The following is a 25,668-nucleotide window of genomic DNA, read 5'->3' as shown; positions in this document are numbered from 1 at the left end:
AGCGGGAGATTGGTGATGACAATATTGGTTGCTGGCGTGCTGCTGTGGAGCATCGTCCATCTTATGAAATCGGTGACGCCCGGTGTAAGGGCGTCGATCCAGGGCGCCATCGGCGAAGGCCCGCACAAGGGACTCGCGGCCTTGCTGCTGCTGGCATCAGTCGGCCTGATGATCTACGGCTGGCGCACAACACCAGCCGAATTCGTCTACGACCCGCCGGTGTGGGGCCGCCATCTCAACATGACGCTGATGTTCATCGCCATCTATCTGATCGGCGTGGCGCAGGGCAAATCACGGGTCAGGCAGTGGATTCGCCATCCCATGCTGACCGGCGTCCTGATCTGGTCCGCCGGCCATCTGCTCGCCAATGGCGACAACCGGTCGCTGGTTCTGTTCGGCGGACTGGGCCTGTGGGCGCTGATCTCGATCATCACCGTGTCGCGCAACGAAGGCGCCTGGGTGAAGCCGGCGGACGTGGCGACGCCGGGCCGGGAAGTGCTGAGCGTCGCTATTGCCGCACTTCTCTATACCGTTCTGCTGTTCGCCCATCCTTGGATCGCGGGCGTGCCGGTCCTTGCCGGCTAGATGGTTGAAACCCTCCCCTATCCCGCGCTGCACGCCAGCCACAGCGGCATCTGGATCTGCTCCAGCGATGGTGAGACCCGCGCGATCGGCAAGGGCGAGGCGATCGGCCGCGTCGCGGAAACGCCGCATATCCTGCTCAATGCGCCGCTACTGGGGCAGCGGCTCGGCTACCCCGACCTGTCCGGCCTCGACCTGCTGGAACTGTTTGCCTTCATCCATCCGGCGCAGTTCATTGTCCCGACGCCCTCTGGTCTCGCCAAGACTCTCGGCCTGACGCCAGCCGAGCAGGAGGCGGATATTGCCGCCCTCTACCGGCAAGCCGCCAGCCTGTTGCTCGACGGATTGCAGGCTCCGTTCTGGAAAGAGCGCGAAGGGGCATGGAGCAGCGCGCAGGCGCTGTACCGGCTGCGCTGGCCATGGGCGGGCGAAGTGAGCCAGAGACTGGAAAAGCCGGCCGGAGCCGAACGCTGGCTGTTCTCGAAACTGTCGGAATGGGAAGAAGAGCAGGCGAGACCGGCGCCCCGATCCGTTGCCATGAACGAGCAGGCAACGCTGGACAGGCTCACTGCGCTGACCGGTCAAGGCGCCGAGGATCGGAAGGGCCAGAAAAGCTATGCCGCCGCCGTCACCGGCATCTTCAACCCGCGCCGGATAAAGGGCGAACCCAATATGCTGCTCGCCGAAGCGGGCACGGGCATCGGCAAAACGCTGGGCTATCTCGCCCCGGCCTCGCTCTGGTCCAGCCAGGCCGGCGGTGCGGTCTGGATTTCGACCTTCACCAAGGCGTTGCAGCGCCAGCTCGACCGCGAAACCCGGCGCATCTATTCCGACGAGGCGACCTTCCGCAAGAAGGTGGTGGTGCGCAAGGGCCGCGAAAACTACCTCTGCCTGCTCAATCTGGAAGACGCGCTGCAGGGCGGGTTCACCGGACGAGCGGCGATTCTCGCCCATCTCGTCGCGCGCTGGGCCGCCTACAGCAAGGACGGCGACATGATCGGCGGCGACTTGCCCGGCTGGCTGACCACCCTGTTCCGGCGCAACGGCGCCACCGCGCTGACCGACCGGCGCGGGGAATGCGTCTATGCCGGCTGCCCGCATTACCGCAAATGCTTCATCGAGAAAGCCGCCCGGGCCAGCCAGCAGGCGGATATCGTGATCGCGAACCACGCGCTGGTGATGGTCAACGCCGCGCGCGGCCGGGAGCAGCAGAACCGCCCGACCCGGCTGATCTTCGACGAGGGCCATCATCTGTTCGATGCCGCCGATTCGATGTTTGCCGCGCGCCTGTCCGGCCAGGAGGCGATCGAGATCCGCCGCTGGGTGATTGGACCGGAGTCCCGCAACCGTGGCCGGCGCCGCGGGCTTGCCGCGCGCCTCGCCGATATCGCCTCCTATGACGAGGAAGGCGGCCGGGCGATCGAAAGCGCGCGCCTAGCGGCCGAGGCGATGCCCGGCGACGGCTGGCTGCAGCGGCTGGGCGAGGGCGAACCCTTCGGCCCGATCGAGACTCTGCTGCACGAGGTCCGGGCAATGGTCTTCGCCCGCGACGAAAGCCAGAGTGCGGACGCGGGCTATGGCCTGGAAACCGAGCTGTCCGATGTCGATGGCCCGATGATCGACGCCGTTGCCACCGCCGCCGAAGCCATGGATGCCCTGCTCCGGCCGCTGGTTCGCCTTGGGCAGCGGATCGAGCACCTGATCGAGGAGGGCCCCGACTGGATGGATGCCCCGGCCAGGGCCCGCATGGAAGGGGCCTTGTCCAGCCTCGGCTGGCGCTGCGATACATTGTCGGGATGGCTTTCGCTGCTGGCGCGGATTGGTGGACCCGCCGATCCCGACTTTGTCGACTGGCTGATGATCGACCGCTTCGAGGGCCGGGAATATGACATCGGCATCTGCCGCCACTGGCTCGATCCGACCATCCCGGTCACCGAGGTAGTGACCAAGCCGGCCCACGGCATATTGATCACCTCGGCCACGCTGAAAGGCGGCGGCGGCTGGGAAACCGCGCGGGCGCTCAGCGGGGCCGTACATCTCGATCATGCGCCGCAGGAATTCGAGGTCGCCAGCCCGTTCGACTATGCCAACCAGGCCAAGGTGATCATCGTCACCGACGTGAAGCGCGGCGACATGGCGGGTCTGGCGGGCGCTTATGCGCAACTGATCGAGGCATCCGGTGGCGGCACGCTCGGCCTGTTCACTGCGATCCGCCGGCTACGGACGGTTTACGCCCGGATCGCCGACCGGATGGCGCAGGGCGGACTGCCGATCTATGCCCAGCATGTCGATCCGATCGACACCGGAACGCTGGTCGACATCTTCCGCGACGACCCCAAAGCCAGCCTGCTCGGCACCGACGCGCTGCGCGACGGCGTCGACGTGCCCGGCCAGAGCCTGCGGCTGGTGGTGATGGAGTCGGTGCCCTGGCCGCGTCCCAATATCCTCCACCGCGCGCGGCGGCTGGCGGGCGGCGGCAGCGCCTATGACGACCGGATCATCCGCGCCAGGCTGGCCCAGGCTTTTGGCCGGATCATCCGTCGCGCCGACGACCATGGCCATTTTGTCATTCTTTCATCGGCTTTCCCTTCGCGTCTTCTCAGCGCCTTTCCCGAAGGCACACCGATCGAACGGATGCCGCTGGCGGAGGCGCTGGCCGAGATCCGCAATGCCAAATCCCAAATGCCGCAATCCGGTCTTTCAACTGAAACAAGTTTCATGCATGACAACGGGCAATGAAAAAACTGACCCTCCTCCGCCACGCCAAATCCAGCTGGGATGATCCGGTTGACCGCGATTTTGACCGCCCGCTCAACAAGAAGGGCAAACGCGCAGCAGCGGTAATGGGCCGCTTCATGCGCAGCAAAAAACTGGCCTTTGATCAGATTCTGGCCTCCCCTGCGGTTCGCGTGATCGAGACGTTGGAGAATGTCGAGGAGGCCTGCGGTCAGGCCATGGAGCCGACCTGGGACCGCAAAATCTACCTTGCCTCTTCGGCGACTCTGCTGGACGTCCTGCGCGGTGCCAATATCGATGCCGATCATGTGCTGCTGGTCGGCCATAATCCCGGGCTGGAAGATCTGATCTTCGACATCGTGCCAGACGACGGAAGCTCTCCCGCCCGCGATGAGGTGGAAATCAAATATCCAACCGGCGCGCTGGCTGAGATGACTCTGGCTATCGACAGCTGGGCCGACATCGGCGAAAACTGCGGCACGCTAGACCGATTCACCCGGCCCCGCGATCTGGATCCGGAACTGGGGCCGGACTACGACTAGGTTCTGTCCCGATGGCAAACATGGTGTCGTGTCCATGTCGGAAAAAATTGAGCACTACATGAATTTGACCCTGCCGATGCGGGTTCAGGCAATCGAAATGTCGCATCCGTTAAGGTTGGCGAAGATATTGCAGCGGCGCTTGGTTTCGGGCACCGCGCTCCATTCCTCGAACCAAGGGTCATGGCCATCCTTCATTTTCACGCCCGCGCGTCCTTCGCTCTGTTGGTGTCGGCATCGCTCCTGATATCGTCGCCCGCAAGTTCCGAAGAAAAGAGCACGGGCGAAGGCGAGGTTGAACGGTGGTCAGTCTTGCTTGCGTTTGGCGAAGACGAATGTCCGGAAAGCATCGATGGCGAAATCGTCGTGTGCGCGCGCCAGCCGGAAGAAGAACGATACCGGATCCCGAAATCCGTTCGGGAAAAGGAAAAGGAAGAGGAAGCGCAATATGCCTCCTCTTGGTCAGCGCAGTTCCAGAATCATGAGGACGCCGCACGACTGGGCCGCCCGAACAGCTGTTCGCCGGTCGGCACCAATGGCTTTACCGGATGTCAGGCAGCGGTCTTGCGGGACTGGTTCGCCCAGCGCAACCAGGATGGGCCTGCAGAATGACGCGCTGCAACCCAAAGCGACAGAAAAGTTTTGAAAAGACTAGGCCTCGTTGAGCGCATCCGACAACCGGTCGCGGATGGATTTGAGCTCGGACAGGACCAATATGTTCTCGTCCTGCATATTCTGATCGGACGTTGGAGCCCGAGAACTGGGCAGCGTTGCCGTATCGTCAATCTCTTGTGGTTTGCGCCGCGCGGCCAGAAACTTCCGGGCACCCTTAATCGTATAGCCCTCTTCGTTGAGCAGGCGGTTGATCGTTTTGACAATCTCCACATCTTCGGGACGATAGTGACGGCGGGCACCCGCGCGCTTCAGCGGCGTCAGCACCGCAAACTGATCTTCCCAGTAACGCAAGATGTGAGGCTTGATGCTAAGTTCTTTTGACAGTTCTCCGATAGTCCGGAAAGCTCCGTGTTCCTTAATCATGCTCTACTCCCCCGGTACGCCGGGTCCATTAACCTGCAGCGATAATCCTGTCACGCATCGTTTGACTGGCACGAAAGGTCAGCACGCGACGCGGCGCAATCGGCACCTCGATGCCGGTCTTGGGATTACGCCCGGTGCGTTCTCCCTTGTCGCGCAGCACGAACGTGCCAAACCCAGAAATCTTCACATTCTCTCCCTCGACCAAGGCGTCAATCATATGGTCGAGAATCGATTCCACCATGACCGCGCTGTCAGCACGCGAAAGCCCGACCTGCCGGTTCATGGTATCGGCAAGATCAGCGCGGGTCAGGGTGTTCGTGTAGCTCATCACAATTTCTTTCATTAAGAGATTGAAAAACAATAAAGCTATAAAGCAGATACTTGCTTTTGTAAATGTTGTCGGAAACTTACCAGTAGATTTCAGGCGCCTAGCCCGATAAGCGGAAATCATGACCGATAAACTTTCTCAGCCCGTAGCCCTTTCCGAATTGCTCTCTCAATGCGGACCCGGCGGTCCCGACCATCCAGTAGCGCTGCCACAAAGCTGGACGCAGGGCCGGACCGCCTTCGGCGGCCTGTCGGGCGCACTTGCCTATCACGCTGCCAGCCATATCGAGGATGACCTGCCTCCCCTTCGGTCGGCCCAGATCGCCTTTACCGGGCCGCTGTTTGGAACGCTGACCGCTGAAACCTCCATGCTGCGCCGCGGCAAGAGCACCGCTTTTGTGCAATCGGAAATATTCGGCGACAAGGGTCTCGGGCTGCACTGCAATTTCATTTTTGCCGCGCCTCGCCCCACCGAAGTGAAGACTTCGGACATCAGCATGCCGGATTTCCCTCCGCTGCCCGACGAGACGGACCTGCACAGCGGCCCACCGCAATTTTTCACCTCGAATATGGAATATGTCGGCAAGCGCATCGACACGAGCACGAAAACCAACCGCCTCACCCGGTGGATGCGCCTGAAACAGCGCAATGCCCTCGACCCCGTCGCGGAGATACTGTGCATGTGCGACAGCCTGCCGCCTTCGGTCATGGGCCTGCTCGACAGCAACGCCATGGTCAGCTCGATGAACTGGCAGGTCAACATCATCGCGGAAGACGTTTCGACGGAAAACGGCTGGTGGCTGATCGACTCGCACACCCATCATGCTGATCACGGGGCCAGCAGCCAGTATATGAGTATCTGGAACAGCCGCCGCGAATTGATGGCAACGGCCATGCAGAGTGTGGCCTATTACGCCTGATGACCGATGGCCTTCCTGATCGGCAAAAACCTCGTCTCGCCATTATCGGCACGGGGATTGCCGGTCTCTCTGCGGCCTATCTCCTCAAGAGCCTGTACTCGGTCACCGTCTTCGAAGCCCATGACCGCGCAGGAATGGGTGCCCATGGCGTGGATTATGTCAGCAACGGCATTACCCGCCGGATAGACATCCCCTTGCGCATCTTTTGCCGGGGCTATTATGATCATCTGCTTGCACTTTATGATCATATCGGGGTCGAGATACTGGCCAGTGATCATGCCGGAATTTTCGCAGACGAAACCGGTCGGATAGTCCTCCATTATGGCAACAGGCGCCGGGGCGCGTTGTCCGTGTCCTATTTGAAGGGCCGCAGCCTGTTTAGCGCCAAGGCCTGGACGATAGGCTTGCAGAGCCGTAGGTTTTTCAGCCGGGCCAAGGCCGATGTGCGTGGCCGGACCGACCTGGCAGACACCAGCTTTGGTGCGTATCTGCAACAGGCGCGAGCGGGCCAGGCGTTTGTCGATACAGTGCTGCTGCCGATGCTGTCAGTGACCTGTACCTGCGATTATCAGGCGATACGCAACTATCCTGCGGACATCATGCTGGAATATCTGACCTGCGGCATACACCAGATCGGGATCATGAGTGCCGCCAACGGAGTCGAGGATATTGTGCCGCGCCTGTTGACCGGCGTTGAACTGCGGACCAACAGTCCAGTGGAGAAGATCACGGCGGACGGAGACCTGCTCCGGCTGGTGACCAGCAGCGGCGCGGATGAACGGTTCGACCATGTGGTGATTGCCGCGCAGGCCCAACAGGCTGCGGCCATGCTGCCGGGCTTTGGCGAACGTGCGGCGTTGCTCAACCGCATACCCTTTGAACGGTCCAGCATGAGCGTCCATACCGACAAGGCAATCCTGCCTAGTCCTGTGGAAGGTCTGTCGCCGGTCAGTTATCATGTGCCGCGTGGCGAAAGCAGGGCGGAAGTCTCGGTCGACCTGACCAAGGCGATCGCCCGCCTGTCCGGCCAGGATGCGGTGTTCCAGACCTGGAATCCGATGCGCAGGATCGCCCCCAATCGCGAACTGGCCCGGGTCGATTTCACGCGGCCGACGGTGACCCGCGACAGCCGCAAGGCTGTCACGGCCTTGCGCGAATGCCAGATGCAGGCCGGCAACAGGCTTTGGCTGTGCGGTTCCTACATGGCGGAAAAAATTCCGCTGCTCGAGGCGGCTGTCGAGTCTTCGGTGGCGGTGGCGGAGCGTCTGGGCGCTGTCATTCCCTGGAAGGCCGGTGCCGGCGCTGCACTCTAGATGAGGCGCGAGTTCCATGATCTCGCAGAACTCGCGCTCAACCAGGAGGGCCAGGCATGGGGCAATCTGGGATATTGGCAGACCGCGACGGATTATTCGAACGCATGTTGTGCGTTGGCCCGGATACTGGGCGAGGAAGCCGGCCTGAACAGCCAATCCATCGTCTTTGACGCCGGCTTCGGATGCGGGGACCAGCTGCTGCTTTGGCAGAACCATTTTCGCGTGGCCCGGGTCGGCGGCGTGAACCTGTCGTTCAGCCAGACCGACTATGCAAAGGCGATGCTGGACAAGGCGGGATTCGGAATTGGTGCCGCGAACATCGTGCAGGGAAATATCGATGATCCCGAGGCGTGGAAATTGGCAGCAGACTATACTGCACCAAGCCATGTTCTCGCGCTCGACTGCGCCTATCATTTCCCGAGCAAGGTGGTGTTCTTGCAATTGGCGCGGCATCATCTCGCACGCTCGGGCCGCCTCGCCCTGACCGACTTCGTTCTTTGCAGCGGGCCGGACGCGGGTTTTCTTGCCCCTCGCCTGCTGCGCGGGATGCTGCGCCTGTCGCATATCCCGGCCGCCAATCTCGTCCACCCTGAGCAATACCGCCATCAGCTGCAGGAAGCCGGGTTCGGCAAAATCCGGATGACCGATATCAGCGAGCAGGTCATGCTCGGCTTTGCGCTCTTCACGAAAAGCCGTCTGCGGGACCAGATGCCTGCCGATATCCGCAAGGGGCCGCGCAGATCAAGCCGGCTCAAATACTGGCTCACCGGCCATTTCCTGCAATGGGCCCACCGCCGGTCGCTGTTGCGCTACGTTCTGATCAGCGCCACCAAGGCCGATTGAGCTCAATGCAAATCGCTTGCGAAATCCGATGCTGCCCGCCATCCTTGGGACGAGAGTCAAAGGTACAAAAGCGGACCGTATGGAACGAAGGAAAAATGCGCCATGAGCGAAGACGATCTACTCGAAAACTACCGCCGGGCCTATGACAGCAAGGTTGGCTTTGGCCACCGCCCTGCACTGATAATGATCGACTTCTGCCAAGGCTATTTCGATCCGAATTGCGATCTTTATGCCGACGTTGACGATGCGCTCGCTTCCGCCCTGCGGGTGCGAGAAGCGGCGCGCTCGGCCGGCATACCGGTGGTCCTGACCAATGTTTCCTACCATTCCAGCACCATTGACGGCGGCCGTTTCTTCGAGAAGGCGGCGCCGCTGCGCTATTTTGTCGAAGGCAATCCAATGGCCGCCTTTGCCAATGGTCTGGAGCCCCGGCCCGAGGAACTGGTGATCACCAAGCAATATCCCAGTGCCTTTTTCGGCACCTCACTTGCCTCGACCCTTACAGCATCGGGCGTCGACAGCGTGTTGCTGACCGGCCTGACCACCAGCGGCTGTGTCCGGGCGACCTGTGTCGATGCCATGTCGCACGGCTTTCGCACGGCCGTGATTGCCGATGGCTGCGGCGACCGCCACCAGGCTCCGCACGAAGCCAATCTTTTCGACATGAACGCGAAATATGCCGATGTGGTGAGCGAGGCTGAGGCCGTGGCATTCCTGGAGCAAAACCGCGCCGAGCAGGCTGCTGCCGGTCGCTAGAAGACATCATTCCAGGATGGCAAGCAATTGCTGCCACAATTGTTCGTCGAAATTCTCGTCGGTCACCTTGGTGCCGGTCCGCACGACGACAAGATCGAGACTGGGGACGACATAGAGCCGCCGATCCAGAAAGCCCAGAGCTGCAACCAGATCAGGGGGTGCGGCTGCAATCAGCGGCCCGTCCCGTCGTTCCGCGCCGGCCCGCACTACATGGTCGCTGCCGTTGAGCCACCATAATCGACCATAAGCCGGGTTGGTGGCCGACGGAGCGAACATCTTTTGCAACTCGGTTTCCGAAATGATGCGCCGACCATCGGGGGCGACGCCTCTGGCCAGGATCATCTCGCCAAAACGGCCGGAATCGCCAGGAGAGGTGACCAGCCCGCCGTTGTTGCCGACGTCACCGAACCCGGCCGGACGCTCCCGCCACTGCGTGTCCTCCATTGCCAGAGGTCCGGTGAGCCATGCGGCGGTCATCGCCTGGAGCGAAAGCCCGGAAGCCGCGGTCAGGACCTGTTTTGAAACCGCGTAGGCGGGTGTGTTGTAGAAGAACAGCGTCCCCGGCGGAGCGACATATTCGAGTTTGTCATCCAGTCCGGAATTCATCGCAAGCAAATGTCCGACCTGGATCTGCGCTTCCTCCTCGGGACTCGCCTTCGACCAGCCGGTGCCGATATATTGGCTCACGGGCGCGCCGACCTCCACCATACCCTTGTCGACGGCAATGCCGACCAGAATTGCGACAAAGCTCTTCTGCTGCGAAGCCACATCTTCCAGCAATTCTCCCTCGCCGTTCACTTCGTAGCGGAACAGGTCAAAGAGCGGATCCGGAGCGAGCGACCAGGTCCGGGACATGAGGGTGACACCATCCTTGATAACCAGAAAGCCCGTGCTGTTCTGATCGCGTATATAGGCCAGCAGCTTTTCCACCGCGACCGTATCGGGATTGTCCGTTCGGCCCGCAGCGATTTCTGGCCGCCCGGCTGCCGTGCCCTGGCATCCTGTCATCGCGAAAGCGGCGAGGATGGACATGGCTGCATAGAGATTCCGCTTCATTCGCTCCCGCCTTTGTTTCCTGTGAAGGCCCGTTTCACTGGTCTGCTCCGGCCAAAACATTGCCGCTCTCCCGGATGCGCGATCCCCGCGAAAGCATGATCCGCGCCACTTCTCCCTGCATGAAATATAATATATCCCGTGCGCTTTGGCTCGCCTGTTCGGCATCGCGAGCGACCAGCGCGGTGCGCACCGTTCGCCAGTGGGCATAGGGGCCCGGTCGGTCGGAATTGATGGCCAGCGCCACATAGGAATAATGAAATCGGGTCTTGCGCCGCACCGAGGCGATCATCTTCCGGGCATCGGCGCTGGAATGACTGGCCATCGCGCTGAAGATCTCCTCGCTCAGCCGGATGATATGGTCGGCGGGCTGATGGTCATCTGCCGCCGCCAGCAGACGATCAATATCCGCCAGATATTCGGCCATTTCCAGGTCGGATGCACGCAGGCAGGCCACCCGCACCGCCAGCCCGTACAGCGCGGCCCTTAGCTCGTAGAGTTCAAATACCTCCTCAACCGTGGTCGCGGATATTCTTGCGCCGCGGTTCTCCTCTATTTCCACCAGGCCGTCTTCGCCGAGGATGCGCAGCGCCCGCCTTGCGACCGACCGCCCCACTGAGAATTCATCGCAAACACGGGCTTCGCGCAGCCATACGCCCGGCTCAAGCTGGTTGGCCTGAATGCGTTCGCGCAGCGCCTGCGCCACCGCATCGGCGCCAATCGTCGGCACCGGCTCTTCGGCTGGCGCAGGACGGCTGGTGACAAGGTCGCGGGCAGGCTTCATCCTGTCACCCTATCGCTGCGCCCGGCCCTGCTCAAGCGTATATTCAACAATATCCGACATATTGTCGTACAATATCTTGACAGGATGTATTGCGCTGGCTGATAAAATCAGCATCACCCCAAGTGCATGGCAACGGCGGCCGAGGTAGCCGACAAGCGGCTGATATTGGCCAAAGAGCAGCATGTTGTGGCCCGACGAGAAAACCGATGATGAGGTATCAGATGATCAAGACCAGCAGAAGAAGCTTTCTCGGCGCGGGCGCCGCCGTATCGCTTGCTCCCGTTCGGTTGTCGGCGAAGACAGCGGCTGAAGGAAGCATAGGGCAGGATCTTTCCCGCTATGTCGGCTTTGGCAATAAGCGCGCCGGCGGCGAGGGCGACAATGCTTGCGGCGAGTGGCTTGCCTCGGAGCTCGCCGAAGCTGGCTATGCGGTCGAGCGACAATATTATGGCGTCCCCTATTTTGATGGCACGACAGCGGAAATCGAGTGCCAAGGCCGCAGCGTTCCAATCTATCCGCAGCCGGTAGTCGTGGCGACGGGTCCACAGGGGCTGACGGGCGCGCTGATCCGGGTGGATGCGCACGGGCAGTTCAGCGGAACGATGAAGGATGCCATCGCCCTTGTCGATCTTCCGCATGGCAGATGGTCGTCGATGCTGACGCCCGCGGTTCGGGCACCGATCGAAGCGGCCTTCGCGGCGGGGGCCAAGGCGGCGGTGGCGATCACCAACGGGCCTTCGGGAAAGGTGATCGCGCTCAACGCCGACGGGCGCGGGCCGATGTTTGCAGGGCCGGTCGCCCTGCTCGCGCCGGACCATGCGAAGGATTTGCTTGCGGCAGCGATGATGAGGAAACAGGCGCGCCTGACGATCGACGGCAGCGGCGGCACCCGTCAGGCGTTCAACTTCGTAGGAAGACTGGATCGCGGCAAGCGGCGCTGGCTTGCCATTTCAACGCCACGGTCGGGCTGGTTCGGCTGCGCGGCCGAGCGTGGCCCGGGCGTTGCCGCCTGGCTCGAACTGGCGCGCTGGGCGACCCGGGGTCTGCCCGATCACAATCTGTCCTTCCTGTGCAATACCGGCCATGAATATGAATATCTCGGCGCAGCGGAAGCGATGAAGGCGATCGCGCCCGCTGTCGACCAGACCGATTTCTGGCTCCACATCGGTGCCAATGTCGCGGCCCGCGACTGGCACAGCATCGCCGGGGTTTCGCCGCTGCCAAGCGTCGACAGCCAGCGTTACCTGTCCGTTTCCCCAGCACTGCTGCCGGTGGCCCGCACGCTGTTTGCCGGACAAGCCGGCTATGAGGCACCGGTGTCAAGCGCCGTGCTGTCCGCCGGCGAACTCGACGAGGTGATCAAGGCAGGCTATTCACCGGCTGCGGGGGTTTTCGGCATCCACCGCTATCACCACACGGCCGACGATGACGAGCGGTGTTTGCACGTGCAAGCCACCGTCTCTGCCGCGCAAGGATTTCGGGAGCTGCTCAAAACAGTGGCCCGACGACAGGCTTGAGAAGGTCGAGGCACACTGTGCGGTTCCAATGCCCGATTAGCGCCCCGGTTGCGGACGTTGAGCGTTCCGCAGCAGGAGCCTGAAGGCTGCCCTTCAGGAAGCCACGCAATAGCAGTCATCTGTTGATTGAGCTCTTTAGCTGACAAGCAGGAGTATCTTTCCAGCCCCCGTGCAAGACTTCATCCTCATATGTCGATCCGGCGGGACAAATGTGTCTGCGGCAATGCCAGGAACCATGACGTCAATCGCTGGCTCCGCTCGCTCGCCCAATCAGATAAAACTCCTTTTGCCGGCCGTCGATATATTGCACTGAATTACCGTCAAAAAACGCATCCTCTTCTGTCTTGAAGGACAGTTTTTGGTTGTCCCATTCGGGAACCGGCACTGTTGCGCTGAGTTCGATTGACCAAGCCGTGTTCGAGCGCACAATATATTCTCCGCGCGGGCCTGGCGTCTGGTCGTCCCAAAAACCTATGGCAGCGCCTGCTCCATGGCCATGATAGCCAATCGGATGCGAATAAATGCTCGGCTCCAGCCCTTGGGCGATTGCCTTGTCACGCGCCCGCACGAGAATGGCGTTGCCACTATCGCCCGCCCTGAAGGACGAAGTCAGCGCATCCTGGACACGGTTGCTGGCAGCCAGGCCATCGCGCAAGCCTTTCGGTGCCTGCGTCTCGCCATCGCGCAAGACATAGGCGTTCTGCTGGGTGTCGGTGTTCAACCGCAAATAGGTAATCCCGAAATCTGTCCAGAGCATATCGCCTTGCTCAATGATCGTATCACCTTCCAAGGCTTCATCCACGCCCCGGCGGCTGATGGCTACCGACGGGTGAAACCAGGTTTGCACCCCCAGTTCCGCAATCCTTTCGCGAAACCACCAGGCGACGTCATCGGTCGTAGTAACGCCGGGCGTTATAACCTTGTCCGAAAGCCCTTCGCCGATGATGGCGTGGGCCAGCGCCACGATCTCGGGGTAGCGCGCCATTTCGGAAGGCGTTCGCGTTTCCAGCCAGCGCACCGCCAGCACTTCATCGCGGAAGACCCGCGATTGAAGCGAAGCCGGCAGTGCTGCCATCATCTCGTCATAGGCGCTTAGCGTCATGCCGTCGGCATAGGCGGAAAGTTTCGATGAATTGATCGCAATCCTGCGGGGATTGCGTTCGGCGATGATTTCAGCGAGCCGGCGCCATTGGTCGGGCTGCGCCTCCGGCGTCCAGGCGGCCTTGAACATCTCCCCCAAGCCGTAGCGGCTGACGGTTAGCCGCTCGACCGGCTTGCCCGCACCGGGATCGAAAAACACCAGAATGGTGCGCCGTCGGGCCGAGAAGCTCTCGGCATCAAGCATCGACTCGACCACCGGTTCCTCGAAATTCTCCCGCGCAACCAGCACCCACATATCAACGCCCTGTTCGCGCATGATCATGGGTATGATCGTGTCGAGCCGCTCCTGCAGCCAAATGTTCAGAAGAGCGGCACGATCTCGAAGCGGCAGGACCGTGGGGTAAGCAGTCCTTTCGGCGCCATCCGCCGCAGCGGCTGGCACGAGCGGCATCGACAGAAACGCTGTTGCAAAAAGCATTCTAGCGGCTGAGCCAATCAATCTATCCAAGCTGGAAAGCCGAAGAAACATCGACAGCCCCGTCTTGTTGCATTTATCCGTCACCATTTTATCACCTTATCGGATGCGCTGACATGCGCGCTGGGCTTCTGTTCGCTTCCTTGTGCGGCAAAGTTTGCCGAACGTCCAGCCGCTGTTGCCGGTTCCGATTTTGTCCGGACCTGAGTGCAGATCTGATCCAACCGTGTTCAACGTCGACATTCCGGCTATATGGTCTAGCCTGATATTTCAGCTGGTCGTCCGATAGTCACGGGCGCCTTGGCTCAATCGGGTTGCGGCAAAATAGACGCAGGGTGACGGGAGCACGCCATGGTTCCGTCATTTGGGAAAGAGAAGGAAGAGCAGATATGCTGATCGGATTTTTTGCAGCTGTTTCGGCAGCAGTGGCAGTTGCCGCAGGTGCTTTCGGGGCTCATGCTGCACCAGGGCATCAGGAAGCGGAATGGCTGAGAACAGGCGGGCTTTATCAATTGCTGCATGCCGTTGCGGCACTGGCGATTATGGGGATCGCTAGAGGTCCGGCAATTTTGCTTCTTGCCGGATCTGCCATTTTCGCCCTCACCTTGTACGGGATGGCATTCGGCGCGCCACGATGGCTAGGGGCCGTAACGCCAATTGGCGGCACATTGCTTATTGGCGGATGGTTATGGGCTGGTTGGCTATATTACCGTGGCTAGAATTTTATACAATTGGGCATGAGCACGGGTGTTAGTATCGTCTGCTTTCGGTGCATACGGCCCAGTCGCGCACTCATGCGTATCATAGCATCGCGCCTGACACAGATACCATCGACCACATCATCGATTCGCACTGGAAACATCTGAACGAGCGAGAATTTCGTGCCTATTAGGAACTGATTCTGGTCGCTCGTTCCGAACCCCAGCTGGCCGAGCTTCTGGCTGCTAGCTATGCGGTGTTCATCAGCAAATGGCATGATATCGCGCGTGAGTTGATAGGTTGGGAGGCTCAAGATCCCGACACTGCCCGTAGCGGCAATATTGCCCATTACCTTCTCGAGGGAATGGCATATGGAAAAATCGGAGGCCAAATTTCCGAACGGGAGATTCAGGAAATTCTCGATTATGCCAAGCAGATCATGCGGAGCCAGATGAGAATATAATGATCAACTAGTCGGCCGCTACGAGTCCCCTGTCGACAATCTGGATGCGGCTCGACTTCCATCGCACTATTACCGCCCAAGGTTGCATGAAAGCCTAGCTCTGCCGGTGGATGGCAGAAACTTTACAGACCGCCCCTGTTAGGCACGACCCGGGTGACCGACGGAGATTATCTCTAGGACTTCCATTCTGCTCCCTATATGCAAACCTTCCCGTGGCTTGAATCGGTGATGTGAGAGCAGCAGCAATATTCGTCAGCTGCCGGTCGTTCAATTTCACCGCTTCCATGTCTCTTGAACGAGCGACGCTCAGCCGCTGATTCAATAATTGCACCGAACCAATTTCGCGTTATGTTGCAATTATACTGGGGGTGTCACAACTTGGATTTCGCAGAGAAGCAGGACCTTACCGCAATGCCCGTGGCATCGGTACGCGCGTCGCTCTTTGGCAGCTTCCAGTTAGTGGCAACAGACGGCGCAGAAATCGTCATTTCCAATCGGCGCGCGCGCGCTTTGCTCGCAATACTCTGTCTTGCGCCTGACGAACCGATTGACCGGGATCATCTCAGCAAGCTCTTGTGGCCTGGCCGATTTGAAGCACAGGCGCGAGGAAGCTTGCGGCAATGTTTGCTGGATTTGGGCAAATTGCTGGCTGCTGCTGATTGCAATCCGTTGGAAGTCTCGCGCAGCCGGATTGGCATCAATGCCGCTGGCGTGCAGACGGATCTTGTCGATCTGGAAACAGCGCTTGCCGCTGGCAGGTGGGCGCAAGCAACAGAATTGCTCCGGGCCATTGGCGGCAAGCAACTTCTCAATCAATTGAGTTCTGGAGAGGATCTCGAAACATGGCTGGCCGAGCGCAGGCAGGCGGTTGAGCAGCGATTGCAAATGAAAATCAGTGATGCTCTGACCCAATTGAAAGCCTCCGACAATCTAGCGGATCATGAGAGGCTGCTGGATGCTTGGATGCTTCGCCACCCGACTGCATCCCGAGCCGTTATGGCGGACCGGCAAAGCGGCAGGACGCGGATCGCAATACTCCCCTTTGCGTCTTTGGATAGTGAAAATGATCAGGAATATTTTGCCGATGGAATCGTAGATGAACTGATTACGACGCTGGGTCGGGTTCCGCAGCTTCTGGTCGCTGGGCGCACCTCATCCTTTCAGTTTAAAGATTCCAGCCGCTCGTTGCCGGAAATTGCCGATCTGCTTCATGTAGCGCATCTGGTCGAGGGATCGGTGCAGCGACATGGTGAAGATGTCCGGATCAATGTGCGCCTGATTGACGGCCAAACCGGCTTTGAAAGTTGGAGCTATCGCTACAAGGGAACAGAGGACGATATCCTTTCCTCGCGTGAGCAGGTGGCGCGAACGGTAACACGGGAGCTATGTGCGGCGCTCCAGTTGGACATCGCGAACCCCGCTATCCGCCGAATGACAGACAATAAGGCCGCATATGGCCTCTATTTGCAGGGCCGCTCCCTGACCCGCCGTGCGATTGGCGACGGTGTGTTGGACACCGCAATTGGATTGCTGGAACAAGCGTTGGAACTGGAGCCGGAATTTGCCGAATGCTGGACGGCATTGGCAGAGGCGCATGTCTACACGGCCGTTTATACACCGTGCCTGGACAAATTGGGGCAAGCCGAGCGCATGGCCGAGTGCGCGAAAAAGGCCATCCAACTCTCGCCGGAACAGGGCCACGCCTATGCCATGCTTGGCCTCTATCAATGGACCAAGAATAATGCGGTCGGTGCCCTTGATCTCGCATTCAAAGCCCATCAACTGGAGCCTGAAAATCCCGCTGTTGTCATGCGCCTGGGGTCTTTCCTGTTATATTGCGGACGGACGGCAGAAGCGTTGCCCTATTTAGAAGCGGCGGTCGATCAGGATCCTGTCGATGGCCGCAATTATGGCATGCTATGTGTGGCGCATCTCAATCTCGGCAATATTGATGCTGCAATACATGCGGGCCAGCGGATGGCGGATCTGGGTCAGCCTTCGCTGCATTTGGCGGCGGCGACGGCAGCTTCTGGTAACCATGATCTTGCCGTGGAGCAATATCAAAAAACCCGATTGTTAATGAATAGCGTGATCTTTGCGCCGGCGGGAACCACGCCGATGTCACCGGAAGCCATGGACGCATACTGGCTCCTCGCCGCCAAGGGTATTCATAGTGGACAGGAGGAAGACCGCCAGCAATATTGCCAAATGCTGGAAATGTTGCACGCCACGTTTCCCGACCCTTGTGATCCCACGATTGTATGGCCTGCGATCTGGATGGGTTATGCTCCGATGGTGTTCAAGACTTTGGGAAAACAGATTACGCCACCCAATATGGTTGGCCTGATGTCGCTCTGGGCCGATGTCGAACCGATCCGCCAGACTCGCTTGCACCCGGACTTCTTGGACTTTGCCAAGCACATCGGATTGGTTGCGGCATGGGAAAAATATGGCTGGCCGGATGTCATGCCCGAACCATCTCCAGCGAATTGACGCTTTATTGACACTTTATTGACGGTAGCACTGTTGACGGGACGTTACATTCGCGCGCATCAATAGTGCACGGAAATTGCAGAGAAACTTAGTCCATTTGAGACGGCCCGGAACACCGCTTTGCCGCTATCGGGAGCGCTTTGTCTGCATCACGTTGGGGGGGCAGAATGAACTATCCGATTGTTCACAGATGCATTGCGGCGGCATTGATGATGACTCCTTTGGCAGCATGCGGATTGCCTTCCGATCAGACGGCGCAAGAAGACGGTTCAGCCATTGATAACGCCGCCATCGCCAATCACGTCAAAGGAATTGCAAAGGGCGTTCTCGCGGCCTTTAACGCTGGCGATGCCGAGCAAGCGGTCCGCTTCAACGCTCCTGATTTTATCCAGATGTTTCACGGCCAGCCGAATGCCGACAATGCCTCCAATCTGGAAAACGCCCGCACCCAGCTGGCCGATCCGGCAGCAAAACTCACTGTTTCGGATGAAAAGGTCGAAGTCTCGCAGGGTGGCGACATGGCGGTCTACACATCCATCTACGTCTATGATTTTACCGATCCCGCGAGCAACGCTCCGGCAACCGAAACCGGCAACTGGGTGATGATTTTCCGGCGACAGTCGGATGGATCGATGAAAATTTATCGAGAGATTATCTCCGATGCGCCGCCTGTGGAAACGGCGAGCTAGGACCAGATATTCAGCATTCACTACAGAACCCGGCTCGGGGTGAGGCGGGACTAAGTTGAGGAGAAGACGAATGAATTTGATGAAAAAAATGATGATGGCAACCGCGATGATTGTCGCTGCGCCGACGGCATTATCCACCCCCGCCATGGCCGACGAATTCCCATTGATGGCCGGTGATTACACAACGATGACCGGCATCTTCATTGAGGATAGCGGATGGACTGCTTATGCCTCTTATCTCGCCAGCGAATGGAAGAAGAACCAGGATTTCGCCAAGTCCAAGGGCTGGATCAGCGATTATAAGATATATTATGTTGTCGATCCCCGCGACGGTGAGCCGACTATGTATCTGACGCAAACATTCCCCTCTTGGCCGAGCGGCACCGAGATGGAAAAACGTAACAAGGAATGGGAAGCCTTTGACAAAAGAACCAACGCGCAGCTCGACGCCGAATCCGGCAACCGGGCGAAATTCCGCAAGGTCACAGGTTCAATGACCCTGCAGGAAGCGACCGTCCGATAGGTTCAAAGCTTGGTCTTGGCGGACAGTGCAATCCTTTGCACTGTTTGCCCGGATTGAACCCCAGTCCGGCGGATGGTTTTGCGACCCGCCGTCCGCCGGACTATCCTTTTCCCAAGCGGCGGAAAATCCCATGCAAAGTCTTGCCGAGATAGCGAGTGATTATGCTGCTCTCATGGCCGCGGGCGAGACCCTGGCGGCGGCAGAGAAATACTGGGCAAGCGACATCATCGTTCTTGAGCCGGCCAATGTTGAATCAGACGGCCCAGCCATTGCCATTGGCAAGCCAGCGGCGCTTGCGAGATTGACGCGCTGGCTGGCGGCCAATGCGATGAGCGAGATACTGATCGACGGCCCGTTTGTCACCGGCGACCAATTCGCATTCTTCATCGACATGGAAATCACCCGTCGGGCCACCGGCGAACGGCAGCCATTCAGCGAAATCGCCACCTACACCGTGCGTGACGGGAAAATCATCGAAGAAAGATTCTTCTATGGCTGATGCAGGTGCCGCCCTCCCTGCTCCTGAAAGGGAGGTTCAAATATGACCACACAAACCAACACGGCCACTATTGGTATGGAACTGACCTCGGTGCCGCTGTTCCTCGTTTACCTCGCCAATCTGGCAATGGCGATGCGGGTAACGGGGGCGGAACTGGCGGCGACATCCTTCTCGGCGCTGGCGGCGATGTCCTCTGTCGCCTTATTGATCGCGTCGGCCATCCTGCCCTCTTTTGAGAATTTAGGCGGTTTTCAGGCGATGCTCGGCGTCAGCGCCGTACTTATAAACTTCGCCGGATTGCTGGCGTTGCTGCTGCATAGAGATGTTCGGCAAGCCGTCACCAAGGAGCAGGCATGACCGCGCCTTCAACTAGCAAGCACAAACTCCAGAAACGCCTTGGTCTGCCGTTCGCGCTGGCCATCTCGATCGGCTCGGTCATCGGCACGGGGATCATGCGCGCACCGGGCGTGATCGTGAACGAGGTGCCGGTCTTTTGGATCGCGATGGCGCTTTGGGCGGGGACGGGACTGTTGGTCTTGCTGGCGGCGAACGTCACTGCCGAACTGGGGGCGGCGTTGCCAAAAGCGGGCGGGCATTATGTCGCGGTCCATGCCGCGTTCGGCGATTCGATGGGGCTGCTGTCGGGATGGACCAACTGGCTGGCAAATGTGGCGGGAACGACTGCCGTTGCCATTGCGTGCGCCGATTTTCTCGGCACCATCAACCCGTGGGTCGCCGCGCATGTGCCATGGACGGCATCGGCGATTCTGCTCGCGGTAACGGCGGCCAACGCGGCGGGCGTGCGCGAGGGGAAATGGATTCAAATTGTCGGCACCGCCCTCAAACTCGGTCTGTTATGCGCCGTCGTGGGTATCGCGTTGCTGATCGATCCGGTCGCTATATCGTCCTCGTCGGCTGCAACCATGGTAACGGCGATGCCCGGCGGCATCGCCGGATTCGTCGCGATGGTGACCGCGATCCAGATCATCTGGGGCGCGTATGACGGCTGGTTTGGCCCGATCTACTTTTCCGAAGAGGACAAGAACCCCGGCCGGAACATTCCCCGCGCGCTGTTCACCTCCGTATTCGTGGTCATCGCCGTGTATTTGATAGTGAATCTCAGCCTTTTCAAGGCGCTCGACATCACCGGACTGCGCACGTCCGAATTGCCGATGGGGCTGGTGATCGAACAGGTATTCGGGCGGACGGGCAATGTCGTGGTCGCGTTGATCGCAACGATCATGGCACTGGTCACGCTCAATTCGATCGTGATGCCTACGCCGCGCATCCTGTTCGCGATGGCTCGCGACGGACTGTTCCCCCAGGCCGCGACGCGCGTCAATCGCGGGGGCACCCCCATCGTGGCGCTGGGCATTTCGGCGATGATTGCCTTTCCGCTCATTTGGTCAGGTGGGTATATCTTTGTGTTCAAGCTGACGGGGGCGCTTTCGATCTTTGCCAGTTGCCTCTATCTCGCCGCCTTTTTCGCCCTTCGCCGCAATCAGCCCGATCTGACCAGACCGTTTCGCGCGATCGGCTATCCGCTGCTGCCGGCGCTGGCGCTGGCGATCAGCGTGTTGCTGCTGATCGCCTTCATCGCCGCCGATCCGATCAGCGGCGTCTACATGGCGGCGCTGATTGCGATCTGCATCCCGGTCGGGTTCGTCGTTCATCGCAGGCGCATCACAGGACGTGTCGCAGCATGATATCGACAGCCAGTCACGGCACCGCCTTCCTTGGCCATCCCCGCGGGCTCGGGTATCTCGCCTTTACAGAAGCGTGGGAGCGGTTTTCCTTTTACGGGATGCAGTCGCTGCTCGTCCTGTACATGACGCAGGAATTGTTCCTCCCCGGCCATATCGATAATGTGGCAGGCATAGGCTGGTATCGCTCGTTATTGGAAGGGGCATATGGCCCCCTGTCACCACTGGCGCTCGCGGGGCAGACCTTCGGCCTTTATGCGGGTTTGGTCTATTTCACGCCGCTGTTCGGCGGCTGGATCGCTGACCGGTGGCTGGGATCGAAACGGACGGTGATTTTCGGCGTCTTGTTGATGACGGCGGGCCATGCGGCGATGGTACTGGAGCAGAGCTTTCTGATCGCGCTGACGCTGCTGATCCTCGGCTCGGGCGCGCTCAAGGGCAATATCGCATCGCAGGTTGGGCAGCTTTATCCAAAAGATGATGACAGGCCCTCGCGGGGTTTCGTCATGTTCAGTACGGCGATCAATATCGGTGCTGTAGGTGGCCCACTCGCCTGCGGGTTGCTCGCGCAACTCTATGGCTGGCACGTCGGTTTCGGCACCGCCGGCGTGATGATGCTGGTGGCGCTCGGCGTGTATTTGAAGGGGCTGCCGCACCTCCCCGACGAACCGCATCTGACACGCAGTTCTGAGCCACATCGCAAACTTTCGGCGTCCGACTGGCGCAGCGTAGGTATATTGATGATCTTTCTGGTGTTCCAGGTGCTTCTGGGGCCGGGATATGATCAGCAATTCAACATGGGCATGGCCTGGATCGACGCTGCCGTCGATTTGCAAACGCCGTTTGGACGGGTGCCGGTTGCATGGTTCGTCTCTATCAACTCCCTCGGCACGGTCTTGGGCGCGATTGCTGCGATTGGCTTTTGGCGCTGGCAGGCAAGGCGCGGGGACGAACAGAGCGATAACACCAAGATGGTTGTCGGCGGCCTGATGTATGGCGTGGGCACGATGCTGATGGCCGTCGGGTCAGCGTTCCAGACGGCCGGATCGGTCAGCATCGTCTTTCCCGCGCTATCCTATTTCATCACGGGCGTCGCCTTCACTTGGTCATGGCCGACATGGCTTGCTGTCATGGCACGCTATGCTCCGCGGCAAATCGCCGCGCGGATGATGGCGGCGGCCTATCTGGTGGCCTTCTTCGGTGCGATCGTCGCGGGCTATTTCTCGCGCTTTTATGAAACCATGGACCCTGCGCTGTTCTGGTTGCTCAACGCCGCCGCCTGCTGGATGGGCGCCGGGCTATTTTACTTGTTCGGACCAGCCATGACCCGCGCTCTGGTCGCAAACCTCGATCAAGCCCAAGAGCCTGCAATCCTATCGAAATATGCTTCGTTTGTGATTGAGAAATGAGATTAGACAAGGAGCTTTAGCATGATCAAGTCACCCTCGGCACTGGTCCATGTGGTTTACCGTACCCGCCGTTTTGCAGAAATGCTGCAATGGTATGCGACCGTTTTCGGTGCCAGCATCCAGTATCAGAACCCCGCGCTCGCCTTCCTGACCTTCGACGAAGAGCATCACCGCTTTGCGTTCGCCGATCTTGGCGTGATCCGCCCGGGCGATCCTGACCACAAGGATGATAGGGGCATGATCGGCGTCGATCATGTCGCTTGGGAATATGCTTCGCTGCGCGATCTGCTGGAAAATTACGAGTTGCTCAAAGCGGCCCGGATCAAACCCTATTGGTGCGTCCATCACGGCATGAGCGCTTCGCTCTATTATGCCGACCCGGACGGCAACCAGATGGAATTTACCGTCGATGTGTTTGCCACAAAAGCCGAGTGCACCGCCTATTTCCACGGCGATGGGATAAGCGAAAATCCGGTCGGCACAGAATATGATCCCGGTGACTGGCTCAACCGCCTGCGCGGCGGCACGGCAGAGCGTGATCTGATGCAAATGCATCCGAATACTGCGGTCTCACCTATTCGCGGCGCAATGACGGCATTGGCGCTATGAAGCGGCTTATTAGCAGCGCGTCGGCACCCGCATTGTCCCCGAAAACCGTCACTCCGATACGCCAACGCAATAAGAGCCGCGTATAACCGGACCGCGTATTGGGATGAACGCATCCGCGTGAAGCAATGATGGTCTGACGAAATAGACAAGCTCAAGCTAATCAACCGGGTCCGGCAGGGTGTTTTGCCGCCTAGCTAGTGGGCCCCAAAAAGGCCCCCAATGGCCGCGGATTTTAGCAATCAGTGGCAGCCGTCTATGAACGGAGCGCTTGCTCTTTTTCAATGCTTTCAGAACGTTATAAACCAGTCGCGCACTCAAGCGTATAATCTGCTGGTGCCCAGAAGAGGACTCGAACCTCCACATCCTTGCGAATACTAGCACCTGAAGCTAGCGCGTCTACCAATTCCGCCATCTGGGCCCATGCAGGCGACACTTTTGTCGATGCCACCTGATAGAGGCGGGCGATTAGCCGCTTGGTGGCTTGGCTGTCAATGATTCATATCGACAAAACGCTGTTGCTGCCGTTTGCCTGCAGCGGCCAGGGGGGCAGGCGCGGTGCGGCGGTCCAAAAAATGCTGGGCATCGGGCGGAATCCGCTGTTGCGTCACCCGCCGCGCTGGGGCAGAGGAAAGCGGAAAACCAAGGCACAGATGGAAGATGGACATGGACCTCGACGGACGACTGATTTGCATATTTGGCGGCGGCGGCTTTCTCGGCCGCTATATCGCGCAGTCCCTGTTGGAGCGCGGCGCGCGCCTGCGCATCGCCGAGCGCAACATCAGCAACGCCATGCATATCAAGCCGCTGGGCAATCTCGGGCAGACGCAATTCGTCAGCGCCGATGTGACCAAGCGGGACAGCGTGGAGCGCGCGGTGCGCGACTGTGACGGGGTCATCAATCTGGTTGGCGTGCTGAACGGGGATTTTGCCCGGGTCCACGTCGAAGGCGCCCGTCACGTTGCCGAGGCGGCCGCCGCCGCGAGTTGCCGGAGCCTGGTGCACATGTCTGCTATCGGCGCCGACCCGCAGTCCGCTTCGCGCTACGGGCGGAGCAAGGGCGAGGGAGAAGCGGCGGTATTGCAGGCATTTCCGAATGCCGTCATCCTGCGGCCGTCGATCGTGTTCGGCCGCGAGGACCAGTTCGTCAACCGCTTTGCTGCGATGATCGCGATGTTGCCGATCGTGCCGGTTATCGGCGGCAAGACCAGATTCCAGCCGGTTTTCGTCGGCGATGTTGCCGAGGCTGTGGCCGAGGCGGTGAGCCGTCCCGCAACTTATGCCGGCCACACCTTCGAGCTCGGCGGCCCGGAAATCCTGAGCATGGGCGAGATCAACCGGCGGATCGCGGCGATGACCGGCCGCGACCGGAGCTTTGTCGACGTGCCCGATTTTGCCGCCAGCGCCATGGCAAGCCTGTTCGGCCCCCTGCCCGGCGCGCCGATAACCAAGGACCAGTATATCATGCTGCAGAAGGACAATGTCGTCGCGTCCGGCGCCAAGGGCCTCGACGCACTGGGCGTGGCCGCGACGCCGCTGGCCGCGGTGGCACCGGGCTGGATGGACAAATATACCGCGCACGGCCGCTTTGGCGCACGCGCCAAGGCCAGCTAGGCTTTTAGTCCGTCCTAGAAGAAGGCGAGCAGCGCAATCCCCATTGCAATGCGGTAGACCACGAAGACCATCATCGATGCCTTGCGCAGGAACCGCATCAGGAAGGCCATGGTGGCCAGCGCCGCGAGGAAGGTCAGCGCACCGGTAATCAGCGCCTCGTGCACCAATGCGCTGCTGGCGCCCATCAGGTCGGGAATGATCAGCACGCCGGCACCGGCGACCGCAGGTATCGACAGCAGGAAGGAAAAGCGGGCGGCCTCGACCCGGCTATAGCCGAGGAAGCGGGCCGCGGTCATCGTCACGCCGGAGCGGCTGGTGCCCGGGATCAGCGCCAGCGCCTGGGCAAGGCCGACGATGATGCCGTCCTTCAGCGTCAGATCCTCGAAGGTCTTTACCTGCCGGCCGACCCGGTCGGCGATACCGAGCAGGATGCCGTAAATGATCAGGTTGGTGGCGACCAGCGTGGTGCTGCGAAAACCGTCGAGATAGCCGCCGGTCTTCAGGAACAGGCCGACGATCACCGCCGGTATCGTGCCGATGATGATCCACCAGAACAAGCGCCGCTCCGCCGGAGCCTGGCCGATACCCACCGTCGCCAGACCACCCCGGCCGAGCGCCCAGACATCCCGGAAGAAATAGGTCACGATCGCCAGCAGCGAACCGACATGGACGGCAATGTCGATCATCGGCCCCTGGTCGGCATAGCCGGTAAACACGGGCAGCAGGATCAGATGGCCGGAAGAGGATATCGGAAGAAATTCGGTGACGCCCTGCACAATCGCGAGAAGCAGCATTTGGATGAAGGTCATGGACAGCCTGTATATTGTTTGCCGCGCAATAGCGTCTCGCCGGACGCTTGTCCTGAAGAAAATATAAGTCCGATACGGACATATTAATCCAGAATCTTTGTAATTTCGAAGCTGGCATTACTTCTTTCAGCAAATATAGGACATATATTCTGTCCTATATGGGAATTTCCACGTGAC

At 59.8% G+C, this 25,668-nt stretch carries 26 protein-coding genes and 1 tRNA gene; 19 read left to right on the top strand and 8 right to left on the bottom strand.

Translation table 11 applies throughout. From position 1 onward, the window contains the following. Positions 1-15: 15 nt before the first annotated feature. From V7650_RS04565 to V7650_RS04550, 4 genes are all read left to right on the top strand, one after another. Positions 16-585: an NnrU family protein gene (locus V7650_RS04565; RefSeq protein WP_335655063.1), complete on the top strand. Its 570-nt coding sequence runs from the start codon at positions 16-18 to the stop codon at positions 583-585. Continuing rightward, complete coding sequence (locus V7650_RS04560) at positions 586-3,321, top strand: ATP-dependent DNA helicase (protein WP_335655062.1); 2,736 nt, start codon at positions 586-588, stop codon at positions 3,319-3,321. After that, positions 3,318-3,860, top strand: a complete 543-nt coding sequence (locus tag V7650_RS04555) for a SixA phosphatase family protein (RefSeq protein ID WP_335655061.1) — start codon at positions 3,318-3,320, stop codon at positions 3,858-3,860. The genes V7650_RS04560 and V7650_RS04555 overlap by 4 nt, the downstream gene beginning before the upstream one ends. Before the next feature lie 309 nt (positions 3,861-4,169). Continuing rightward, the gene (locus V7650_RS04550; protein WP_335655060.1) at positions 4,170-4,469 is read left to right on the top strand and encodes a hypothetical protein; all 300 of its coding nucleotides are present in this window, start codon (positions 4,170-4,172) and stop codon (positions 4,467-4,469) included. A 39-nt stretch (positions 4,470-4,508) separates the two neighbouring features. On the opposite strand, the gene V7650_RS04545 is transcribed toward V7650_RS04550, so the two are convergent. Both V7650_RS04545 and V7650_RS04540 read right to left on the bottom strand, forming a co-directional pair. After that, entirely contained in the window at positions 4,509-4,823 is a 315-nt protein-coding gene (locus V7650_RS04545; protein ID WP_442955259.1) for a MerR family transcriptional regulator, read from the bottom strand. A gap of 100 nt (positions 4,824-4,923) precedes the next feature. After that, positions 4,924-5,223 (bottom strand): integration host factor subunit alpha, encoded by a 300-nt coding sequence (locus tag V7650_RS04540; protein ID WP_335655058.1) that lies wholly within the window; start codon positions 5,221-5,223, stop codon positions 4,924-4,926. Positions 5,224-5,344: 121 nt separating this feature from the next. Between V7650_RS04540 and V7650_RS04535 the strand changes: the two genes are divergently transcribed. From V7650_RS04535 to V7650_RS04520, 4 genes are all read left to right on the top strand, one after another. Continuing rightward, positions 5,345-6,142, top strand: coding sequence for a thioesterase family protein (locus tag V7650_RS04535; RefSeq protein WP_335655057.1), 798 nt, complete (start codon positions 5,345-5,347; stop codon positions 6,140-6,142). Further along, the gene (locus V7650_RS04530) at positions 6,142-7,455 is read left to right on the top strand and encodes an FAD-dependent oxidoreductase (protein ID WP_335655056.1); all 1,314 of its coding nucleotides are present in this window, start codon (positions 6,142-6,144) and stop codon (positions 7,453-7,455) included. The genes V7650_RS04535 and V7650_RS04530 overlap by 1 nt, the downstream gene beginning before the upstream one ends. Then, positions 7,456-8,298, top strand: a complete 843-nt coding sequence (locus V7650_RS04525) for a hypothetical protein (protein ID WP_335655055.1) — start codon at positions 7,456-7,458, stop codon at positions 8,296-8,298. Between the two features lie 102 nt (positions 8,299-8,400). Beyond that, complete coding sequence (locus V7650_RS04520; RefSeq protein ID WP_335655054.1) at positions 8,401-9,054, top strand: isochorismatase family protein; 654 nt, start codon at positions 8,401-8,403, stop codon at positions 9,052-9,054. 6 nt (positions 9,055-9,060) lie between these two features. Here V7650_RS04520 and V7650_RS04515 read toward each other — a convergent pair whose 3' ends face one another. Genes V7650_RS04515 through V7650_RS04505 form a run of 3 tightly spaced genes read right to left on the bottom strand, consistent with a single transcriptional unit; the run spans position 9,061 to position 11,074 of the window. After that, a complete protein-coding gene (locus V7650_RS04515; RefSeq protein ID WP_335655053.1) occupies positions 9,061-10,110 on the bottom strand; it encodes a serine hydrolase domain-containing protein in 1,050 nt (349 codons plus the stop codon). 34 nt (positions 10,111-10,144) lie between these two features. Beyond that, complete coding sequence (locus V7650_RS04510; RefSeq protein WP_335655052.1) at positions 10,145-10,891, bottom strand: GntR family transcriptional regulator; 747 nt, start codon at positions 10,889-10,891, stop codon at positions 10,145-10,147. Between the two features lie 9 nt (positions 10,892-10,900). Further along, positions 10,901-11,074, bottom strand: a complete 174-nt coding sequence (locus V7650_RS04505) for a hypothetical protein (protein WP_335655051.1) — start codon at positions 11,072-11,074, stop codon at positions 10,901-10,903. A 38-nt stretch (positions 11,075-11,112) separates the two neighbouring features. On the opposite strand from V7650_RS04505, the gene V7650_RS04500 reads away from it, so the two are divergent. Next, positions 11,113-12,408 (top strand): hypothetical protein, encoded by a 1,296-nt coding sequence (locus V7650_RS04500; protein WP_335655050.1) that lies wholly within the window; start codon positions 11,113-11,115, stop codon positions 12,406-12,408. Positions 12,409-12,649: 241 nt separating this feature from the next. On the opposite strand, the gene V7650_RS04495 is transcribed toward V7650_RS04500, so the two are convergent. Beyond that, positions 12,650-13,987: a M24 family metallopeptidase gene (locus tag V7650_RS04495; protein ID WP_335655049.1), complete on the bottom strand. Its 1,338-nt coding sequence runs from the start codon at positions 13,985-13,987 to the stop codon at positions 12,650-12,652. 389 nt (positions 13,988-14,376) lie between these two features. Here V7650_RS04495 and V7650_RS04490 point away from each other — a divergent pair, with 389 nt between their 5' ends. The 9 genes from V7650_RS04490 (at position 14,377) to V7650_RS04450 (ending at position 23,071) form a co-directional block, all read left to right on the top strand. Then, complete coding sequence (locus V7650_RS04490; protein WP_335655323.1) at positions 14,377-14,703, top strand: DUF423 domain-containing protein; 327 nt, start codon at positions 14,377-14,379, stop codon at positions 14,701-14,703. A gap of 821 nt (positions 14,704-15,524) precedes the next feature. Then, positions 15,525-17,639: a hypothetical protein gene (locus tag V7650_RS04485; RefSeq protein WP_335655048.1), complete on the top strand. Its 2,115-nt coding sequence runs from the start codon at positions 15,525-15,527 to the stop codon at positions 17,637-17,639. Positions 17,640-17,806: 167 nt separating this feature from the next. Next, positions 17,807-18,328: a YybH family protein gene (locus V7650_RS04480; protein WP_335655047.1), complete on the top strand. Its 522-nt coding sequence runs from the start codon at positions 17,807-17,809 to the stop codon at positions 18,326-18,328. A 70-nt stretch (positions 18,329-18,398) separates the two neighbouring features. Then, on the top strand, positions 18,399-18,851 hold the full coding sequence (locus V7650_RS04475) for a hypothetical protein (RefSeq protein WP_335655046.1): 453 nt from the start codon (positions 18,399-18,401) through the stop codon (positions 18,849-18,851). A 130-nt stretch (positions 18,852-18,981) separates the two neighbouring features. Then, positions 18,982-19,350, top strand: a complete 369-nt coding sequence (locus V7650_RS04470) for a nuclear transport factor 2 family protein (protein WP_335655045.1) — start codon at positions 18,982-18,984, stop codon at positions 19,348-19,350. Positions 19,351-19,392: 42 nt separating this feature from the next. Then, the gene (locus tag V7650_RS04465; protein WP_335655044.1) at positions 19,393-19,707 is read left to right on the top strand and encodes a hypothetical protein; all 315 of its coding nucleotides are present in this window, start codon (positions 19,393-19,395) and stop codon (positions 19,705-19,707) included. Further along, entirely contained in the window at positions 19,704-21,056 is a 1,353-nt protein-coding gene (locus tag V7650_RS04460) for an APC family permease (RefSeq protein WP_335655043.1), read from the top strand. Before V7650_RS04465 ends, V7650_RS04460 begins: the two co-directional genes overlap by 4 nt. Next, complete coding sequence (locus tag V7650_RS04455; RefSeq protein WP_335655042.1) at positions 21,053-22,462, top strand: peptide MFS transporter; 1,410 nt, start codon at positions 21,053-21,055, stop codon at positions 22,460-22,462. Before V7650_RS04460 ends, V7650_RS04455 begins: the two co-directional genes overlap by 4 nt. Positions 22,463-22,483: 21 nt before the next feature. Further along, positions 22,484-23,071 carry a VOC family protein gene (locus V7650_RS04450; RefSeq protein WP_335655041.1) on the top strand — a complete coding sequence of 196 codons (588 nt, stop codon included), beginning with the start codon at positions 22,484-22,486 and terminating at the stop codon, positions 23,069-23,071. Between the two features lie 331 nt (positions 23,072-23,402). On the opposite strand, the gene V7650_RS04445 is transcribed toward V7650_RS04450, so the two are convergent. Beyond that, positions 23,403-23,489, bottom strand: a tRNA-Leu gene (locus V7650_RS04445). 245 nt (positions 23,490-23,734) lie between these two features. On the opposite strand from V7650_RS04445, the gene V7650_RS04440 reads away from it, so the two are divergent. Then, the gene (locus tag V7650_RS04440) at positions 23,735-24,682 is read left to right on the top strand and encodes a complex I NDUFA9 subunit family protein (protein WP_335655040.1); all 948 of its coding nucleotides are present in this window, start codon (positions 23,735-23,737) and stop codon (positions 24,680-24,682) included. A gap of 14 nt (positions 24,683-24,696) precedes the next feature. Here V7650_RS04440 and V7650_RS04435 read toward each other — a convergent pair whose 3' ends face one another. Next, positions 24,697-25,491, bottom strand: coding sequence for an undecaprenyl-diphosphate phosphatase (locus V7650_RS04435; RefSeq protein WP_335655039.1), 795 nt, complete (start codon positions 25,489-25,491; stop codon positions 24,697-24,699). Between the last annotated feature and the right edge of the window lie 177 nt (positions 25,492-25,668).

This window comes from Parasphingorhabdus sp. (assembly GCF_036964565.1).
GTDB lineage: Bacteria > Pseudomonadota > Alphaproteobacteria > Sphingomonadales > Sphingomonadaceae > Parasphingorhabdus.
Note: the sequence above shows the minus strand (reverse complement) of the source record. Positions and strands in the feature narration are given on the sequence as shown.

What these genes read in the sequence shown, in the direction of transcription:
- V7650_RS04455 (WP_335655042.1), top strand. Translation starts at nt 21,053, where the DNA reads ATGATATCGACAGCCAGTCACGGCACCGCCTTCCTTGGCCATCCCCGC.
- V7650_RS04525 (WP_335655055.1), top strand. Translation starts at nt 7,456, where the DNA reads ATGAGGCGCGAGTTCCATGATCTCGCAGAACTCGCGCTCAACCAGGAG.
- V7650_RS04505 (WP_335655051.1), bottom strand. Translation starts at nt 11,074, where the DNA reads ATGCTGCTCTTTGGCCAATATCAGCCGCTTGTCGGCTACCTCGGCCGC.
- V7650_RS04510 (WP_335655052.1), bottom strand. Translation starts at nt 10,891, where the DNA reads ATGAAGCCTGCCCGCGACCTTGTCACCAGCCGTCCTGCGCCAGCCGAA.
- V7650_RS04480 (WP_335655047.1), top strand. Translation starts at nt 17,807, where the DNA reads ATGAACTATCCGATTGTTCACAGATGCATTGCGGCGGCATTGATGATG.
- V7650_RS04500 (WP_335655050.1), top strand. Translation starts at nt 11,113, where the DNA reads ATGATCAAGACCAGCAGAAGAAGCTTTCTCGGCGCGGGCGCCGCCGTA.
- V7650_RS04450 (WP_335655041.1), top strand. Translation starts at nt 22,484, where the DNA reads ATGATCAAGTCACCCTCGGCACTGGTCCATGTGGTTTACCGTACCCGC.
- V7650_RS04495 (WP_335655049.1), bottom strand. Translation starts at nt 13,987, where the DNA reads ATGCTTTTTGCAACAGCGTTTCTGTCGATGCCGCTCGTGCCAGCCGCT.
- V7650_RS04530 (WP_335655056.1), top strand. Translation starts at nt 6,142, where the DNA reads ATGACCGATGGCCTTCCTGATCGGCAAAAACCTCGTCTCGCCATTATC.
- V7650_RS04520 (WP_335655054.1), top strand. Translation starts at nt 8,401, where the DNA reads ATGAGCGAAGACGATCTACTCGAAAACTACCGCCGGGCCTATGACAGC.
- V7650_RS04560 (WP_335655062.1), top strand. Translation starts at nt 586, where the DNA reads ATGGTTGAAACCCTCCCCTATCCCGCGCTGCACGCCAGCCACAGCGGC.
- V7650_RS04535 (WP_335655057.1), top strand. Translation starts at nt 5,345, where the DNA reads ATGACCGATAAACTTTCTCAGCCCGTAGCCCTTTCCGAATTGCTCTCT.
- V7650_RS04465 (WP_335655044.1), top strand. Translation starts at nt 19,393, where the DNA reads ATGACCACACAAACCAACACGGCCACTATTGGTATGGAACTGACCTCG.
- V7650_RS04475 (WP_335655046.1), top strand. Translation starts at nt 18,399, where the DNA reads ATGAATTTGATGAAAAAAATGATGATGGCAACCGCGATGATTGTCGCT.
- V7650_RS04440 (WP_335655040.1), top strand. Translation starts at nt 23,735, where the DNA reads ATGGACCTCGACGGACGACTGATTTGCATATTTGGCGGCGGCGGCTTT.
- V7650_RS04540 (WP_335655058.1), bottom strand. Translation starts at nt 5,223, where the DNA reads ATGAGCTACACGAACACCCTGACCCGCGCTGATCTTGCCGATACCATG.
- V7650_RS04470 (WP_335655045.1), top strand. Translation starts at nt 18,982, where the DNA reads ATGCAAAGTCTTGCCGAGATAGCGAGTGATTATGCTGCTCTCATGGCC.
- V7650_RS04565 (WP_335655063.1), top strand. Translation starts at nt 16, where the DNA reads ATGACAATATTGGTTGCTGGCGTGCTGCTGTGGAGCATCGTCCATCTT.
- V7650_RS04555 (WP_335655061.1), top strand. Translation starts at nt 3,318, where the DNA reads ATGAAAAAACTGACCCTCCTCCGCCACGCCAAATCCAGCTGGGATGAT.
- V7650_RS04460 (WP_335655043.1), top strand. Translation starts at nt 19,704, where the DNA reads ATGACCGCGCCTTCAACTAGCAAGCACAAACTCCAGAAACGCCTTGGT.
- V7650_RS04435 (WP_335655039.1), bottom strand. Translation starts at nt 25,491, where the DNA reads ATGACCTTCATCCAAATGCTGCTTCTCGCGATTGTGCAGGGCGTCACC.
- V7650_RS04515 (WP_335655053.1), bottom strand. Translation starts at nt 10,110, where the DNA reads ATGAAGCGGAATCTCTATGCAGCCATGTCCATCCTCGCCGCTTTCGCG.